The 16,181-nt window shown below is 48.6% G+C and carries 17 protein-coding genes; 10 read left to right on the top strand and 7 right to left on the bottom strand.

What is annotated here, in order from left to right:
- Window positions 1-103: 103 nt before the first annotated feature.
- Together QNJ26_20320 and QNJ26_20325 are read right to left on the bottom strand one after the other, a co-directional pair.
- Window positions 104-655 (bottom strand): DsrE/DsrF/DrsH-like family protein, encoded by a 552-nt coding sequence (locus QNJ26_20320; GenBank protein ID MDJ0987900.1) that lies wholly within the window; start codon window positions 653-655, stop codon window positions 104-106.
- Between the two features lie 110 nt (window positions 656-765).
- Window positions 766-1,173, bottom strand: a complete 408-nt coding sequence (locus QNJ26_20325) for a MarR family winged helix-turn-helix transcriptional regulator (GenBank protein MDJ0987901.1) — start codon at window positions 1,171-1,173, stop codon at window positions 766-768.
- Between the two features lie 323 nt (window positions 1,174-1,496).
- Here QNJ26_20325 and QNJ26_20330 point away from each other — a divergent pair, with 323 nt between their 5' ends.
- Together QNJ26_20330 and QNJ26_20335 are read left to right on the top strand one after the other, a co-directional pair.
- A complete protein-coding gene (locus tag QNJ26_20330) occupies window positions 1,497-2,042 on the top strand; it encodes an OmpA family protein (GenBank protein ID MDJ0987902.1) in 546 nt (181 codons plus the stop codon).
- A gap of 353 nt (window positions 2,043-2,395) precedes the next feature.
- Window positions 2,396-4,768, top strand: a complete 2,373-nt coding sequence (locus tag QNJ26_20335) for an ATP-dependent DNA helicase (protein MDJ0987903.1) — start codon at window positions 2,396-2,398, stop codon at window positions 4,766-4,768.
- A gap of 224 nt (window positions 4,769-4,992) precedes the next feature.
- On the opposite strand, the gene QNJ26_20340 is transcribed toward QNJ26_20335, so the two are convergent.
- Window positions 4,993-5,451 (bottom strand): YbhB/YbcL family Raf kinase inhibitor-like protein, encoded by a 459-nt coding sequence (locus tag QNJ26_20340; protein ID MDJ0987904.1) that lies wholly within the window; start codon window positions 5,449-5,451, stop codon window positions 4,993-4,995.
- Between the two features lie 352 nt (window positions 5,452-5,803).
- On the opposite strand from QNJ26_20340, the gene QNJ26_20345 reads away from it, so the two are divergent.
- The 3 genes from QNJ26_20345 to QNJ26_20355 are packed head-to-tail and all read left to right on the top strand — an operon-like array spanning window position 5,804 to window position 7,849.
- Entirely contained in the window at window positions 5,804-6,328 is a 525-nt protein-coding gene (locus QNJ26_20345) for a DUF4124 domain-containing protein (protein ID MDJ0987905.1), read from the top strand.
- A gap of 10 nt (window positions 6,329-6,338) precedes the next feature.
- Complete coding sequence (menA, locus tag QNJ26_20350) at window positions 6,339-7,226, top strand: 1,4-dihydroxy-2-naphthoate octaprenyltransferase (GenBank protein MDJ0987906.1); 888 nt, start codon at window positions 6,339-6,341, stop codon at window positions 7,224-7,226.
- Window positions 7,223-7,849 carry a CPBP family intramembrane metalloprotease gene (locus QNJ26_20355; GenBank protein MDJ0987907.1) on the top strand — a complete coding sequence of 209 codons (627 nt, stop codon included), beginning with the start codon at window positions 7,223-7,225 and terminating at the stop codon, window positions 7,847-7,849. Before menA ends, QNJ26_20355 begins: the two co-directional genes overlap by 4 nt.
- Window position 7,850: 1 nt before the next feature.
- Here QNJ26_20355 and QNJ26_20360 read toward each other — a convergent pair whose 3' ends face one another.
- Complete coding sequence (locus QNJ26_20360; protein ID MDJ0987908.1) at window positions 7,851-8,282, bottom strand: hypothetical protein; 432 nt, start codon at window positions 8,280-8,282, stop codon at window positions 7,851-7,853.
- A gap of 161 nt (window positions 8,283-8,443) precedes the next feature.
- Between QNJ26_20360 and QNJ26_20365 the strand changes: the two genes are divergently transcribed.
- Both QNJ26_20365 and QNJ26_20370 read left to right on the top strand, forming a co-directional pair.
- Window positions 8,444-9,619: a TraB/GumN family protein gene (locus tag QNJ26_20365; protein ID MDJ0987909.1), complete on the top strand. Its 1,176-nt coding sequence runs from the start codon at window positions 8,444-8,446 to the stop codon at window positions 9,617-9,619.
- A gap of 248 nt (window positions 9,620-9,867) precedes the next feature.
- Entirely contained in the window at window positions 9,868-10,578 is a 711-nt protein-coding gene (locus QNJ26_20370) for an NlpC/P60 family protein (GenBank protein MDJ0987910.1), read from the top strand.
- A 256-nt stretch (window positions 10,579-10,834) separates the two neighbouring features.
- On the opposite strand, the gene purN is transcribed toward QNJ26_20370, so the two are convergent.
- Entirely contained in the window at window positions 10,835-11,638 is an 804-nt protein-coding gene (purN, locus tag QNJ26_20375) for a phosphoribosylglycinamide formyltransferase (protein ID MDJ0987911.1), read from the bottom strand.
- A 401-nt stretch (window positions 11,639-12,039) separates the two neighbouring features.
- Between purN and trxA the strand changes: the two genes are divergently transcribed.
- From trxA to rpmB, 3 genes are all read left to right on the top strand, one after another.
- Window positions 12,040-12,366, top strand: coding sequence for a thioredoxin (gene trxA / locus QNJ26_20380; protein ID MDJ0987912.1), 327 nt, complete (start codon window positions 12,040-12,042; stop codon window positions 12,364-12,366).
- Window positions 12,367-12,408: 42 nt separating this feature from the next.
- The gene (locus QNJ26_20385; GenBank protein MDJ0987913.1) at window positions 12,409-13,089 is read left to right on the top strand and encodes an outer membrane protein assembly factor BamD; all 681 of its coding nucleotides are present in this window, start codon (window positions 12,409-12,411) and stop codon (window positions 13,087-13,089) included.
- Window positions 13,090-13,275: 186 nt separating this feature from the next.
- Window positions 13,276-13,467, top strand: a complete 192-nt coding sequence (gene rpmB, locus QNJ26_20390; protein MDJ0987914.1) for a 50S ribosomal protein L28 — start codon at window positions 13,276-13,278, stop codon at window positions 13,465-13,467.
- Here the strand turns inward: rpmB and QNJ26_20395 are convergent.
- Together QNJ26_20395 and QNJ26_20400 are read right to left on the bottom strand one after the other, a co-directional pair.
- Window positions 13,464-15,626 carry a bifunctional (p)ppGpp synthetase/guanosine-3',5'-bis(diphosphate) 3'-pyrophosphohydrolase gene (locus tag QNJ26_20395; protein MDJ0987915.1) on the bottom strand — a complete coding sequence of 721 codons (2,163 nt, stop codon included), beginning with the start codon at window positions 15,624-15,626 and terminating at the stop codon, window positions 13,464-13,466. The genes rpmB and QNJ26_20395 overlap by 4 nt on opposite strands.
- 376 nt (window positions 15,627-16,002) lie before the next feature.
- Window positions 16,003-16,164, bottom strand: a complete 162-nt coding sequence (locus QNJ26_20400) for a hypothetical protein (GenBank protein ID MDJ0987916.1) — start codon at window positions 16,162-16,164, stop codon at window positions 16,003-16,005.
- Between the last annotated feature and the right edge of the window lie 17 nt (window positions 16,165-16,181).

Below are 16,181 nucleotides of genomic sequence, written 5' to 3' on the forward strand. Positions count from 1 at the left end.
GCGAAAAACGATTCGAAAGTGGAGCATACACGATAGTATTCGAGCATTTCGAATCGGTTTTTAACGCAGCCATTGGGCGTAATATGCATTTTTGGGATAGGTTCTAGATGAATAGCTGGACTTTGCTATTAGCCGCCTCTTCCAGAAACTTGGCAACACCGCAGAAGGTTAAATTGTCATAATCAATCATTTCTTCTCTTTTAAAACCCATCAAATCCATTGACATTTCACAAATAAAAATCCGTACGCCCAGCTCTTCGGCCATGGCCAGAAATTCCTCTAACGAGGCCACATTTTTCTTCTTCATCAGGGTTTTCATCATGGCCGTCCCCATACCGCCCATGTTCATTTTCGAAAGTTTGACCTGGCCCATGCCCTTGGGCAGCATGGTGCCGAACATTTTGCCGAAAAGGTCTTTGCCGCCAACAGATTTTTTGGCATCCCTGAGAACCGGTGTTCCCCAGAACGTAAAAAACATGACAGCATCCATTCCCATGGCAACCGCCCCGGTGGCTATAACAAAGGCAGCGATGACTTTGTCCAGATCCCCACTGAACACCACCATCGAAAGCTTGTTTTCCGGAGTTCTTTTATCCAGCGCCGACAGTTGGGATTGCAACTCGCTGAACTGGTTTTCGATATTTTGCATATCCATGATTGGCCTCCTTTAGTTTATACTATGAACTTTTTCTCCCAAAATATATTCTGTTGCAACAGGGCAATTGTTCGTTCAAGCGGGCTGTCAAACCTCTTGAATCCGTAAATCTAAATCATTATTTCTTTGACCGCCTCCATCGAGGCTTTGAGAATATCAAGGTTGGTCAATACCGCCTTGCGTTGATCCGGGGCAATTTGAAGCAAGATCTGATGATGCAAATCCTGCAAAAACATATTGATATGGTCCAATTTTTCGTGCCCTAAAGGCGTAAGGCTCAACAGACTGACGCGGGAATCTTCAGGGTCTTTCATGCGCTGAACGAGCTTTTTTTTAATCAGGCCATCAACAATTTTGGATACCCGGCTTTTGACGACATCCATTTTAGCAGCGATGCCTTTGGCAGTCAGATAACGCTCCTGTTCGAAGAGCATTAAGCACCTCAATTCGGCATCCGGCAGATTAAAACGCTCGCATTGATACTGCAATCGTTCCTGACAGCATTGGAAGAGCTTCATTATAAGCTCTTGAAATTGCTTTAACTGGTAGTCGGGGATCTCGCTCGCGGGGTCTGCTATAGAATTGTTCGCAATTTGGTTCATAGCGTGAACTATAACAAATGATTGGCGCCTGTCAAGGGCCTTTTTCAAATAAATAACACATGCGGCGAACCTTGACCGGCGCTGGATCAGGCGGTGTAATACCTGCGGATCAGCGAATATAATTTACTTTTTTTCATTTTTATACTATAATCTAAGTAATTTAGCGGCAAATAACAGCACTAGAAACCAACATTTACCGACCTGCCTGCAGATAAATTACCCGATTAAGCGAGGAGGACATGATGATCGAAACAATGCGAAGGATCTTCATCCTTTTGTTGATAATCCCGGCTCTGGCAATCATACCCGCCTGTGCCAAGAAGACCACGATGGCGGAACAAGAAACAAGCCCCCAAATAGACCAGACGGCCGCTGACCGTGAAAAAGAATTGGCGGCTGAACGTAAACGTAAAGAAGCCGAGCGGCGCCGTTTTCTGGCGGCCAAAAGACAGTTTCAGACTGAGGACATCTATTTTAAAAGAGGGAGCTATCAGCTGCAGCCGCAGGCCCGCACAATTTTATATCGCAAAGCCGAATTTTTAAAAACCTACCCGGATGTTGTCGTGATCATCGAAGGGCACACCGATGAACGCGGTACCCGGGAAGCCAATATCGCTTTCGGGGATCACCGCGCCGGCGCGGTAAAATCGTTTTTAATCCGTGAAGGCATCGCCAGGGAAAGGCTCATACCGGTCAGTTTCGGCAAAGAGCGCCCGGTGGATGCCGGCCGGACCGAAGCCGCCCGCGCCAAGAACAGACGGGTACATCTTGTCATAAAGGAATAAGATTCGCCAACAACTCATCAAAGGTGGTTTCCCGAACAAAGAAGCTTATACCCAGCAGGAGTAATGGAGTGATGGTAAAATAAGAAGAGACAACTGTCTTTTTTATACCCAATACTCCAGCACCCCAATCCGGCCTTCGTAGCCGAATCTACTTCGGCGGAGTAGGCCGCTCCACTGCTTCAAGCTCAAATTTTCCAGTACTCCAGCATTTCATTATTACCTTTCGATCACCGATTCTTTCTTGATTTGAAACCCATCTTCAGATAAACCCAAAAAACCTTAATATCCCACACACAGCCTTAAACTGGCTTGTGCTGCTTATCTTTTAACAACAGGGTTAAATTAAACATCGATTGCGACGTGAACTAAAAATTGCGGTGCGGGAGCTGGTCGAATATGTGCTGCGATCCGGGGATCTGGCCTTTGAGTTTCTGGGATCCAGCCGCCCGGTCGAGGCCATTCGGGCCCATCAAAAAATCCAGAGCTCACGCCCCGCCACCTACCAGCCCGAAGTAGCGATCAGCCACCAGGTTGAAACCGATCGTTTCCGCCTCCATATCGGCGGCCGCATCGATGGCGTATTTACCGACGCGGCGCCTGCCATCATCGAAGAAATAAAAACCACCAGCCGCGATCCGGCTTATTTTGCAAAAAACGAGAATCCGGTTCATTGGGGGCAGGCCAAAACCTATGCTTACATATATGGGCGCCAAATGGGGTTGGACGAGTTGGCCGTTCAGCTGACCTATTACCAGATCGATACCGGCAACCACCGTGAAATCAAGCGTGTCTTTGACATTTCAGAGCTGGAGCTGTTTTTTGGCGACCTGGTGTCCCGTTACCTGGTATGGGCCGCAACCCTGGCCGATTGGTCTGAACGCCGGGATGAATCCATTCAGGATCTGGCGTTTCCTTTCGAAAGCTATCGCCCCGGGCAGCGCCAGATGGCAGTTGAGGCATATCGCACCATTTGCAATGGCGGGCAGCTGATGGTTCAGGCGGCCACCGGTATCGGCAAAACCATCGCCGTGCTCTATCCGGCCGTTAAATCCCTGGTTGAAAACCACGATCAAAAGATTTTTTATTTGACCGCGCGCACCACCGGGAAAATCGTGGCTGAAAAAGCCGTTACCGAATTACGGGCCAAAGGTCTCAAACTCAAATCGTTAACCCTGACGGCCAAAGACAAGATTTGTTTTTGCCCCCAGAGTGCCTGCCACCCGGATGAATGTGAATTTGCCAGGGGTCATTACGATCGCATCAATGCGGCTGTCGAAGACATTTTTAAACAGGACGCCTTTAGCCGCGAGCAGATCATCGCTACGGCACGCGCATTCAGCGTTTGCCCGTTTGAGTTCTCACTGGAGCTGGCGACCTGGGCTGACTGCATCATCTGCGACTACAATTACAGTTTCGATCCACGTGTCTATTTGCGGCGGTTTTTCCAGGAGGATAGCGGTGCCTATATCTTTTTAATCGATGAAGCTCATAACCTGGTGGATCGCTCGCGAGAAATGTTTTCAGCCGAAATTTTCAAACAACCGGTTTTAGATGTTCGCCGGCAACTCAAAAAAGAACTGCCGCATGTGTATAAAAGTCTGGGCCGCATCAATGCGTGGCTGGTAAAGGCCCGCAAAAAATGTGAGGCCTCAGGCAATCCGCTCGCAGAGGAGGATCTTCCGGATGAACTGATTCCGCTTTTGCGGGGGTTTTTGTTTATCACCGAGCGCTGGCTTTCAAAAAACTTCAAAACCGCTTTTCGCGAAAGCTTACTCGATCTTTATTTTGCCGTTTCCGGTTTCATTCGAGTCGTCGATCAATATGATCAAAGCTACACCACCTGCTACGAGAAAATCGGAAAAGACCTGAAAATCAGGCTGTTCTGTATGGACCCGACGCTTCATCTCGAAAGGGCGTTGGAGCGATGCCGCACGGCTGTATTTTTTTCAGCCACCATGACACCCATTGAATATTTCAAACAAATACTAGGCTGCCAGCCGACGGCTTCCTACCTGATACTGCCATCGCCCTTTCCCAGTGATAACCTGGGTCTGTTCATCGCTGATCACATTTCAACTTACTATCGCCAGCGGGACCAGACGGTCAACCAGGTCAACCAGGTCATCTCGACCCTGATCGCCCAAAAGAGCGGAAATTACCTGCTGTATTGTCCTTCGTATGTCTATCTGCGCAAGATTTTCGATGCCTTTACAACTCGCAACCCGCACACCGAAACCATTTTGCAAAGGCCCAACATGTCGGAGCCTGAAAGAGAGGCGTTTTTAGAACAGTTTTCCCGGGACAACCGACAAACGCTCGTCGGATTTGCCGTAATGGGCGGTATTTTCGGAGAGGGCATCGATCTGGTCGGCGATCGCCTGGTGGGAGCGATGGTGGTTGGGGTTGGATTGCCGGGGATCAGCCTGGAAAGAGAATTGATCAAAGAATATTTTACCCGTACCCTAAATGCCGGATTCGAATATGCCTATCTTTACCCCGGCATCAACCGTGTGTTGCAAGCCGCCGGCCGGGTCATCCGCACAGAAAACGATCGCGGGGTGGTGTTGCTGATCGATCAGCGCTATGCGCACTATCAATATAAAACCTTGCTTCGTGAAGAGTGGGATCCGATTCATGTGCAGGATACTCAGCAGTTGGCCGATCACCTTCAGAATTTTTGGAACCAAAATAGTTCACCGCAGAGGCGCAGAGAGCGCGAAGATTAAAATTTCTTTTGATTTGCCGCTGAGAGGCCGGCAAATCAAAAACAGTCTCTGCGCTGCGGGCGAAATAGCTAAAAAGCAACCATATAAATGATTGAAATTCGCAGCAGATTGAGTCTCCTCCTCAAAAGAGCTGAAGATTTTCATTTGCTGTCCTCTCAACAGCAAATGAAAAATATCTTTTCTCAGCGACCTTTGCGTCTCTGCGGTGAGATAAAAAGCCGAAATCAGCGGCTGTAAGTGCCCATCAGCTGGCCCTCGGCCAGAATATGGCCCTCCATGGCTGCGAGCAGCTGGGCCTTGGTAATGCCGCTGTCCAGTTCAAGCTCGGTGTCCAGTGCAAAAAGCTTGAAAAAATAGCGGTGGGTGCCACCCGGCGGACAGGGTCCCCCGTAGCCCAATTTGCCAAAATCATTTATACCGTGACGGGCACCGCTATCTAAAGTCGCATCCGATGAGATTTCGGCCGGCAGCCCGGTTGTGCCGGCAGGGATGTTGAACAGTACCCAGTGCACCCACGTCCCCATGGGCGCATCGGGGTCATCACATATCAGCGCCAGACTGGCAGCCGTTTCAGGGATTCCGCTCCATGCCAGGTCCGGGGAAACATCGGGCCCGTCACAGGTAAAACGGTTGGGAATGGCCTGGCCTTCGTCAAATGCCGAACTGGTAAGGACAAGCGCCATGATACACCTCCTTTTGCAATTAAGAAATGATCATACGGTCATGATATTTTCTTCTCGACGCTATGATAAGCTAATCGCCAGTGGTCTGATATTTGGCATGATAACAACCCTGCTGCTAAACCCAAAGGTCATGTACCGATCATCCCAAATATCAGCCCACAACCTACTATGGGGGTAAATTTTTTGCATAGCGTCTGTCAGAAAAAAACATGACCAAATTTAATTAGCTATATCTTTACTTTTTTATTATCTAAATTTTTATGACGACTAACTAATTTCAAGATACATTTTTGAGATAGGTTTTGACACCAAAGCTTAATTTAGCATATACTCAACTTTTCTGGAGGGGTAAATGAAATTTTTAATGACCATTATCTGCGTTTTGCTGGCGGGCCTATTCAGCACCAGCCTTATCGCCGGCCAGGTCTATACCTGGACGGATGAAAACGGCAACCTGCATGTCACCGATACCCCGCCACCGCCCAAGTCCAAAGTCAAGGATACGCTGGAGTACCAGGAAAAAACCGCCGAAGACATTCAGGCACTGCAAAATCAAAAAGAGCGGCGCAATCAGGAACGCGAGCAGGACGCCAGAGAAAACCGTGTCACAGAAGCCAAAAAGCGCGCCAGGGAAGCAGACCAAGCCGCCCAGGTAGCTGCCGAGGAAGCTGATCAAATTACCCAGGAAGTTGAAGCCTATGTTCGACGGCTCGGCTCGACCAAGGAAAAGCGAAAACAATTCCGCAAAAAAATCCAACGGGAAATCCAACGGGCTGAAGCCGCTCAGGAGCGCGCCCGGCAAGCAGTAGATGATGCCAGACTGGCAGCCGAAGAAGCGCGACGGGTGGAAGAAGAATTCAACAGCCAACCACAGTAAGCCTCATAAAATGAATCTATATCGAAATTATGTACTAGCAAGTCGACCTTGGTCCTTTTCAATGACAGCCATCTCCATCAGCGTCGGATCGGCCCTTGCGGCCATCGACGGTGATTTTTCATGGGCCTATTATCTGCTGACCCTTGTTGCCGGTGTGTTCATGCACGCCGCCACCAATTTGATCAATGACTATTATGATGTCAAAAGCGGGGTGGACTTTAAAGGCGTTTCCACCGGAATATACCGCCCGCACCCCCTGCTGGAGGACAAATTAACGTCTCAGCAAGTGATGACCGAGGCCATTGTGCTCTATGCCGTTGCCACCGGCATTGGCTTGTATCTGGCAGCAAGCCGTGGGTGGCCGCTGCTGACAATTGGCATGATCGGCGTTTTCGCGAGCATTACCTATACCGCACCACCGTTTAAATACAAATACATCGCCCTGGGTGAACTTTCTGTATTTTTAATGTGGGGGCCGCTAATGGTATCGGGCTCATATTTTATTCAAAGCCAGGCATTCAGCAGCAGTGCAGTGTTCATATCCATCCCCTTCGGCATTCTGGTGGCCCTGGTATTGCTGGCCAATAATATCCGCGACATTTCCCATGACCGCAGCAAAGGTATTCGCACCTTGCCGATCATCATCGGTGAGCGCAATGGGTTGCGCCTTTACAGCACCCTGGTCATGTTTGCCTATGCCGGAATCATCGGCATGTCGATTGCCGGCCCCCTGTATCTGTGGACCCTCATCGTTGTGCTTTCCCTGCCGCTGGCGCTGAAACTCATACGCCAGATGATGCAAAAAATACCGGCTGATGCCGATGCCCAGACAGCCAAACTGGATACCGCTTTTGGCATCCTGTTGGTTGTTTCTCTTGTGCTGGAGGGTATAGTTTGAATCCCAGCGGGTTTCGTCCCAGTGAGATCGCATCGACCGTTGCTCTGGCATGCGTGCTCTGGTTTGTAACCTTCTACCTGAGCTGGTCGATATTCTGGATAAAAATTGCCTTTTCGGCCGCCACTCTCGCCATACTTTCCCTTTGGCTGCAACCCCAGCGAATCGATCAGTTCCGCTTTGACCTAAACGCCATAGTCATCGGGCTGGTGTCGGCTGGTCTGCTGTATTTTATCTTTTTGACAGGCAAAATGATTTCAAGTGCCATATTTCCTTTCGCCCAGGGACAGATCGGCGCGATTTACGGAAAAGGCGTGGGGACCTCGCCCGTTTATATCATGTTCCTGCTTTTTTTTGTGACCGGTCCTAGCGAGGAAATATATTGGCGCGGCTATTTACAGAAAAACCTGATGGCGCGCTATGGCAACTGGCAGGGCTGGATGCTGGCAACCATCATATATGCCGGGGTGCATATCTGGTCATTCAACTTCATGCTTATAGGCGCGGCTGCGGTGGCGGGGGCTTTCTGGGGTGCCATGTACTGGCGGTTTAAAAAACTGGCGCCGGTCATCATCTCTCATTCGGTCTGGAGCACCGTTATTTTTGCTGTTTTTCCCGTGCAATGAATCATTCCGCTGAATCGGAAGCGGCCATCATTTCTTTAATCATCTCCAGCATGGGCTCCTTGAGCGCTCGCCATCTGGGCTCTATGGCCCGGCCCTCATGCCAGGTAAAATCAACGACGTCATATTTTTCAGCGATGATGTGCTCGTTGTGTTCGCCATAAGCGGTTTCGGGGTAATATTCGATATACAGCATCCGATCCGGTTCTATCTTAAACTGGTGGGCAACATTGGTGGCGATATGGCCGGTACAGCTGCGCACCGACATGGGGCTTTCAGGAATATCGGAAGCGATGACGATAAAGGGTCTGAGATAGGCGGGGCCATCCACCCTTTCCTTTCGCAAATCAAAGATGCGTAGCCGGCATTCGCCGCTTGCCAGGCGTAGTTGACCTCCCCATCCTTCCCAGGAAAAAATATCATTGTAAATCAGCATGCCATCATTTCCAAAACCATGCGGAACATCAGCGATATGATTTGTGCATAACTGCTGGACGGTTGCCATGCGCGATGGAATATACTATAAAGGCAGCGCAAATATGCAAGGTTTCAAATGGGCCTTAAGATAACTCCAAAAGAATATATACTGAATTTGCGATGTCAGACAACCCTAATTTAAATTACTTGAAATTTGAAGAAAAGGATATCATCCTCATCGGGACTGCCCACGTCTCAAAAGAAAGTGCTGACCTGGTCAAGTCCGTAATCGAGGAGGAAAAACCAGACACCGTCTGTGTCGAGCTGTGCGCCTCAAGATTCCAGGCCATTCAGCAAAAGGATCGCTGGCAGGATACCGATATCGTCAAAATCATTAAAGATAAAAAATCCTTCTTGCTCCTGTCCAACCTGTTGCTGGCCTCCTTTCAAAAACGAATCGCCAAACAGTTTGATGTCAAGCCCGGTGAAGAGATGATTGCGGCCATCAATACCGCCGATTCCGTGGAGGCTCAAATTCATCTTGCCGACCGTGAAATCCGAACCACCCTGTCCAGAACCTGGCGGGTGATGAAATTCTGGAGTAAAATAAAGCTGATATTTCAATTGATGTTGTCTATGGGTCAGCTGGATGAAATCAAAGAAGAAGATATTGAACAAATGAAGCAGCAGGATGTTTTGGAAACACTGCTGGCTGAAGTCGGCAAATCGCTGCCTGAATTAAAGACCATTCTCATCGATGAACGCGATCAATATCTGGCTGAAAAGATTCGCACGGCACCCGGTAACAAAATCGTTGCTGTCGTGGGCGCCGGCCATGTCCCCGGCATACAAAGGAACTGGGATCGTAACATTGATCTTGGTGCCCTGGAGCAGCTGCCCCCCAAGAGCAGAACCGTCGGGGTTTTCAAATGGCTGTTTCCGGCTGTTATTATCGGGCTGTTTTTGGCTGGATTTTTTTTCGGCGGCAAAAAAGCGGGCACTGATATGATTGTCTGGTGGATTTTGGCCAACGGAATTTTGGCCGGCGTCGGCGCCATCATTGCTCTGGCACATCCAGCCACTGTTTTGTCTTCCATTCTGGCCGCTCCATTGACCTCACTTAACCCCATGATCGCTGCCGGATGGGTATCGGGTCTAGTGGAGGCATTTTCGCGCAAACCCAAAGTGAAGGACCTGGAAGCACTGCCTGAAGATATTCTGTCGGTTCGTGGGTTCTGGAAAAACAATGTGACCCGTATTCTGCTGGTGGTGGTCTTTACCAATCTAGGAAGCTCTCTGGGCACCTTTATCGCCTTTCCCGTTATCGTCAAGGTGTTGATAGGGGCGTCACCATAAACGAGGTTTCAGGTGTTCCGCCGCAGGCGGATTCAGGTGTCAGGTGCCAGCCCTCCGGAGGCTAAATTTGAGTCTTTGTTTCTCAGAAACAATTGCGGTCGAATTTTTTGTTATTTTCCGATTTCAGTCTTATATTCCCTGACACCTGAAACCTATTTTCCTTATTGATGGACCACCAAAGGTTACCAAATACAACATTAGCAACCAAAGGCTGCGTTGCTTTCGTCATCATAGGATGCCTGCTGCTGATGGCCGGCTGCGGCGGACGAACCGTTGAGCCCCAAGACCCTGTCATCTCAAAAGAGATCGTCCTGCAGCGGATGGGCTACACCATCCAGGTCGGGGCTTTTGCAAACATGGACAATGCTGTGCGCCTGACAGCCACACTAAAGCGGCAGGGCCTTGATGCCTATCATTATCTTGCCCCTTCAGGGCTGTATAAAGTTCGCTTCGACAATTTCAGAACCAAAGCGGCTGCCCGCAACAGGGCTGAAAACATGCAGCGCCGCGGTATCATTGAAGCGTTTTATATTGTCAAACCAGATAGTTTTGCCGCTGCAGGCGTTGAGCGCAAAGGAAGTCGGCAATTTAGGGAGGAAATAGTGAAAACCGCGCGACGCTATGTCGGGGTACCCTATCGATGGGGCGGCGAGTCCCCTCGGACCGGTTTTGATTGCAGCGGTTTTACGATGGTGGTTTATCGCCTGAACGGTTTGGACCTGCCACGCTCATCCAGGCAACAATGGAAGGTCGGGAAAAAAATTGGCCGTCGCCAACTGCAAAAGGGAGATCTGGTGTTTTTTGCAACTACCGGAGGCCGAAGGGTATCCCATGTCGGTATCTACACGGGCGCAGACAAGTTTTTGCATGCGCCGCGCCGCGGCAGTCGCATCAAAACGTCTTCCCTTTCCAGCAAATACTTCAGAACCCGCTATGTGGGCGCCCGCTCTTACCTTTGATCTATCTATTAGCAGTTTTTACAATCAGTTAGTGTAAATTAAGCTAATCATCCGCAACAATTTTTGTTTCAGGTGTCAGGGGTCAGGTTGTTGATAGTCACACCATCGCCTGTAATTTCTCAGGAACATTTTCTGCACATAGGCTTCGAAGCAAAAGGTAGGCCCTTCGGGCCAAAGACTGACACCTGAACACTTACACCATCTTTTTTGCTGACACCTGAAACCTGACACCTGAAACCTTTTTAAAATAATTAGACTATGATGACTCTGGTAGGATCTCAACGATTGTACGTTGAAGCTCTTTTCCATTAGGGAGCGTAAAGGTCTTTTTGACCGTTCTTATGCGCCCCTCGGCAAATAATTGGATGCATTCCGGATAAAGCTGCCATTCCTGATTCAGACCTTTTTTGCGGATGGCTTCTAAAGTGTCTTGGGGAGCAATCGCAAATGCCCGCTGTCCGATGATCGGTCCGGTATCCTCGCCGTAATCGATAAAATGGACCGTGCACCCGGCAATTTTACAGCCGTATCGAAAGGTGTCGCCATAGCCATCTGTGCCGGCAAATGCCGGAAGCAGGGCCGGATGGATGTTCATAATCCGCGGGTGACAACTGTCCAAATTGACCCGATCAATGAAATAAGGGGTCAAGGTTCTCATAAAGCCTGCTAAAACCAGCAAATCATAGGAATAATTGGCCATTTCGGCAAGCAGCTTGGCCTCGGCGATTGCCCGTGTGTACAAGAAAGACCGCACCTTGTCGCCGTCCGCCCGCCCCTGAAGCAGGGTTTGCTTTGCAAGAATATCATCATAGTCAAAGTCAGGCGGCAGGCGCAGGCTGGCCGGATCGGCTTTAAATTGTTGAATGATGGCGGTATAATCGACAACAAAGACAGGAATATTGGCTGCTGTGGCCCTTTCCAGACCATGGGACCGGGGATTGTCAGACCCGACAAATGCCAATTCCCCATTAATCTTACCCTTTTCACAGCAATCCATAATTGCCTGCAGATTTGACCCGCCCCCTGAGATTAGGACGCCAAAGCGTATCTTCTTTGCCATGGTTATCGCCTTTCCGGTTCAGTGTGGTTTTGGTTGCCATCCGGTCAAATTTGTATTTCAAATTCCCGAGATTTAAACTGCCAAAATCCAGTCGCCAAATCAATGTTTAAGTTAGCATCTCAAGCAGGCGGTAAGCTGTCAATAGACCCGGCGGATCCATTGTAAAAGGTGCCGCAAATGGTTGGGTATTTCGATGTTTATGCATTGACACCGATTTCAACTTTCATTATAACCGTGTCTCCCGATTTTTTGCGCCTAAAGGGCACAAAAGTGCAGCTGGTCGTTTTGGATGCGCCCTGCCCTGCACCGCTGATCGCAGCCCGGGAACCGAGGTTGACAATATAACCGCACATTACTATTATGGACCCATATTTTATTTGCAAAGGAAAGGATGAATCATAATGGCAGAAGGTATCATGGAAATTGATGATGGGAATTTTGAAACAGAGGTTTTGCAGGCAGACAAGCCGGTTGTGGTTGATTTTTGGGCACCCTGGTGCGGACCCTGCAAGGCCATTGCCCCGATGGTGGAAGATTTGGCCGGCACATTCGGCGATAAAGTAAAATTTGCCAAATGCAATGTCGACAACAGCCCGGTCACCCCGAGCAAATATGGTATCAAAGCAATTCCGACGCTTATCTTTTTTAAAGACGGTGATGTCGTGGAACAGATCACCGGTATGGTCGCTAAATCAAAACTGGAAGACGCTTTAAACAAGATTACATAGATACCCCCGTGTGTAAGGCATTTTAACAGAGGCTAAAAACGCATGCGGCCCACATTTTTCATATGTTTGGTCCTACTTCTGGTTGCTACCGGTTGTTCAACCATTGAAAAGCAGATAGACGAGCTTTTTGGCATCGACGATGGCGGCTCAGCCCAGGAGCTGGCCTGGGATGGAATGGATGCCTATGAAAATGGTCGATACGATAAGGCGATTGAAAAATTTCAAAAGCTTAAAGATTATTATCCATTTTCAAAATATGCCATCCTGGCTGAATTGAAAATCGCCGATTCCCATTACAAACGCCAAGAGTATGAAGAAGCCATTTTCGCCTATGAAAACTTTGAGCAGCTTCATCCGCGCAATGAGGCGATCCCATATGTCATCTACCAGATTGGCAGATGCTATTATGACCAAATTGACACACCGGATCGAGACCAGACGTCCGCACAAAAAGCCCTGGAATCGTTCCTGCGCTTGATGGAACAATTTCCCAAGGACCAGTATGCGGTCAGAGCCGCCGAGCACATCGACAAATGCCAAAAGAGTCTGGCCGGACACGCTTATGTCGTCGGTGTTTTTTACTACCGGACCAAGCATTACAAAGCCGCCTTAAACCGCTTTATGTCCATCATTTCCGATTATCCGGATGTGGGTTACCACCAGAAAGCGCTTGAATATATTGCCAAGTGTGAAGCTTCCATCGCAGAAGAAGCGGATGAATAGCTTGCAGCAAACACCTATCAGACCCGCCTGCCAAAATGTCATCAAAGCCATGGATGGCAGCCTCAGGCACAAAGCGGGTTAAAAAACCTGTTTGATTAAAAAAAGCTTTACACAGGGTTCGATATGGTGTACTTAGCCATGTTTTGTTAAAAAAAGACTTATTTGAATTGATAAGGAGAGCGGGTAATGTCGAAAATATGTGAAATTTGCGGTAAAAAACCAATGGTGGGAAATAACGTCAGCCATGCCCATAATGTGACCAAGCGTCGTTTCAACCCCAATTTGCAAAGAGTGCGCGCCATGTCCGGCGGACGGGTTAAAAAAATGATGGTCTGCACCAGCTGCATCAAATCCGGAAATGTTGTCAAAGCACCTTAACCGACCCGCTTTACCTCCTGCACGTGTTTTACCTTTTTAACGGCAGCCAAGATCCTATCCAAATGGGACGTATCCTCAACCCCGATTGTAAAAAAACTGTCAACCATTTTGTTCTCGCGCGTTTCGGTTTTGGCACTCAAGATGTTGGCGCCCAACTTGCTGATATTGCTTACCAAATCGGCAAGTAAACCCATTCGGTCGTGCGATATAATTCTGATCTTCACCGGATAGGTGTCGTTGGCGTCCTGGTTCCAGGATACCTCGATCTGACGTTCCGGATTCATTCTTAAGGCGTTTACGCAGTTGGTGCGATGGACGGTGACGCCGTATCCCTGGGTAATGTATCCCAAAATAGGGTCCCCGGGAACTGGCTGGCAGCATTTGCCAAATTTAATCAAGATATCATCCACCCCGTTAACCAAGATCCCGGCTTTGGGTTTCTTCTTTCTGACCCGCCCCATTAATTTGTTAAAAATCGATTCGTCGACTCCCGTTTCCTGGGTTTTGGGTGCAAACTTGCGCAGCACCTGTCGGGGTGTAATCTTCCCATACCCCACGTTGGCAATCAGGTCGTCAACTGTCTTAAAGCCGAATTGTTCAACAACCGCCGGCATCTTTTCCGATTTGACCAGGTTATTAAAGCTCAGCCGTTCTTTGCGAAATGCTTTTTCACACATCTCCCGACCCAGACTGAGGCTACGCTGCGTTTCCTGGACCTTGATCCAGTGTCTGATCTTGGAACGCGCCTTGACCGTTTTGACAAAGTTGAGCCAATCTTTACTCGGGTGATGACTCTTGGAGGTAACAATTTCAACAATATCACCGGTTTTTAGCTCATAGGGCAGCGGTACCATACGCCCGTTCACTTTAGCCCCCGTGCACTGGTTGCCGACTTCTGTGTGAATCATATAGGCAAAATCAACTGGTGTGGCACCACGCGGCAGCGTTTTGACCTCGCCGCGTGGAGTGAAAACATAGACTTCATCCGGGAAGAGATCGATACGCACATTTTCCATAAACTCCCCCGGATCCAGAAAATTCTCCTGGTTTTCTATCAGATCCTGAATCCAGGCAAATTTGCGGCTGACATTTTCATCAAGGCGCTTGCCCTCTTTGTAGCCCCAGTGAGCGGCGATACCGGATTCGGCTACTCTGTCCATCTCCCAGGTGCGGATCTGGATCTCGATGCGCTCGCCAACCGGCCCGATAACGGTTGTGTGCAGCGACTGATACATATTGGTCTTGGGGCGGCCGATGTAGTCTTTAAACTTATGGTCAATCGGCTTCCACAAAGAATGGATGAGCCCCAGCGCCTCGTAACACTGCGGCACGCTATCTAAAATGATGCGGAAAGCAATGATGTCATAGATTTCCTCAAAGGGCAGGTTCTGGGAAATCATTTTATTGTAGATGCTGTAGTTATTTTTAATACGACCCAAGACCTCGCATTTTAGATTGGTGCTGTCCATTGCTTCTTTCAAATCATTTTTGACTTTCTGAATGTATTTTTCGCGATCGGTCCTGGACTTGATCAAAAGCTTGTCGATGCGGTTGTATTCCTCCGGATGGGTATACATGAAAGAGGTTTCTTCAAGTTCATTTTTAAACCGGTATATCCCCAGCCTGGATGCAATAGGGGCATAAATATCAATCGTCTCCTGGGCAATTTCTTTTCTTTTTTCGGGGCTGTGATATTGCAGCGTGCGCATGTTGTGCAAGCGGTCAGCCAATTTGATGAGTATAACCCGGATATCGTCGGCCATTGCCAAAAACATTTTGCGGATGCTTTCAGCCTGACGGGCCTCGGAGCTGCCAAAAGACAGACTGCTGAGTTTGGAGACACCGGAGACGATATGCAGGACTTCCGGGCCAAATATTTCTTTGATCTCCTCAGGGGTAGCAGGGGTGTCTTCAATCACGTCATGCAAGATACCGGCAGCAACACTTTCGGGATCTAATTTCATGTCCGCAAGGATGCCGGCCACTTCAAGGGGGTGAGACAAATAGGGCTCTCCGGAAAGTCTTGTCTGACCTTCATGAACCTGGGCCGAATATATATAGGCGCGTTCGATGAGATCTACATCGGCATCCGGCACATAACCGGACACTTTCTCTACTATATCATTTATCCGAATCAAGGTCGGTCGTTCGTAATTCATTAGGGGTTTTCGATTATGCAAATATTCTTGTTACATTGAATCAACCAAAAACTGTGTATTATCTTCTCAGAATCGCTTCTTTGGTTTGATATTTAGGTTGCCATAACAGTTTAAACCAAAAACCCTATTTCCTCAATATCGCTTGCAGCTCAAAGTCAAATAAGGTCATGATTTTTTCTGTAAGGCGCTATGCGAATAATTGACCTCGGCAGTAAACAGTGATCTGATATTTGGGATGAATGGAAATGAAACCTTTTCGTCCAGCAACACAGTGCATCGAATCCCAAATATCAGACCACAGGCACCTGGCCATTCATAGCGCCTGAAAGAAAATGTCATGACCGGTCAGTCTTCTTTATTCCTTGTCGAAGATACTCTAATACGCTTTTGCAAATACCACCTGGCTCTCGCTCTTTTTGCCGCAGCAAATACAGCGGCCTTTGCCCGCATCGCTGTCAAATGGGATACATCGAATGGTGACCGCGAGATCCTCTTTAATTTTTAACTCGCACTCAGCGGAACCGCACCAGCCGGAAATGGCAAAGCCGCCATGAA

This window comes from Desulfobacterales bacterium (genome assembly GCA_030066985.1).
GTDB lineage: Bacteria > Desulfobacterota > Desulfobacteria > Desulfobacterales > JAHEIW01 > JAHEIW01.

What these genes read in the sequence shown, in the direction of transcription:
- QNJ26_20325 (MDJ0987901.1), bottom strand. Translation starts at nt 1,173, where the DNA reads ATGAAGCTCTTCCAATGCTGTCAGGAACGATTGCAGTATCAATGCGAG.
- QNJ26_20330 (MDJ0987902.1), top strand. Translation starts at nt 1,497, where the DNA reads ATGATGATCGAAACAATGCGAAGGATCTTCATCCTTTTGTTGATAATC.
- QNJ26_20345 (MDJ0987905.1), top strand. Translation starts at nt 5,804, where the DNA reads ATGAAATTTTTAATGACCATTATCTGCGTTTTGCTGGCGGGCCTATTC.
- QNJ26_20320 (MDJ0987900.1), bottom strand. Translation starts at nt 655, where the DNA reads ATGGATATGCAAAATATCGAAAACCAGTTCAGCGAGTTGCAATCCCAA.
- QNJ26_20360 (MDJ0987908.1), bottom strand. Translation starts at nt 8,282, where the DNA reads ATGCTGATTTACAATGATATTTTTTCCTGGGAAGGATGGGGAGGTCAA.
- QNJ26_20370 (MDJ0987910.1), top strand. Translation starts at nt 9,868, where the DNA reads ATGGCCGGCTGCGGCGGACGAACCGTTGAGCCCCAAGACCCTGTCATC.
- QNJ26_20385 (MDJ0987913.1), top strand. Translation starts at nt 12,409, where the DNA reads ATGCGGCCCACATTTTTCATATGTTTGGTCCTACTTCTGGTTGCTACC.
- QNJ26_20365 (MDJ0987909.1), top strand. Translation starts at nt 8,444, where the DNA reads ATGTCAGACAACCCTAATTTAAATTACTTGAAATTTGAAGAAAAGGAT.
- QNJ26_20340 (MDJ0987904.1), bottom strand. Translation starts at nt 5,451, where the DNA reads ATGGCGCTTGTCCTTACCAGTTCGGCATTTGACGAAGGCCAGGCCATT.
- purN (MDJ0987911.1), bottom strand. Translation starts at nt 11,638, where the DNA reads ATGGCAAAGAAGATACGCTTTGGCGTCCTAATCTCAGGGGGCGGGTCA.
- rpmB (MDJ0987914.1), top strand. Translation starts at nt 13,276, where the DNA reads ATGTCGAAAATATGTGAAATTTGCGGTAAAAAACCAATGGTGGGAAAT.
- QNJ26_20395 (MDJ0987915.1), bottom strand. Translation starts at nt 15,626, where the DNA reads ATGAATTACGAACGACCGACCTTGATTCGGATAAATGATATAGTAGAG.
- menA (MDJ0987906.1), top strand. Translation starts at nt 6,339, where the DNA reads ATGAATCTATATCGAAATTATGTACTAGCAAGTCGACCTTGGTCCTTT.
- trxA (MDJ0987912.1), top strand. Translation starts at nt 12,040, where the DNA reads ATGGCAGAAGGTATCATGGAAATTGATGATGGGAATTTTGAAACAGAG.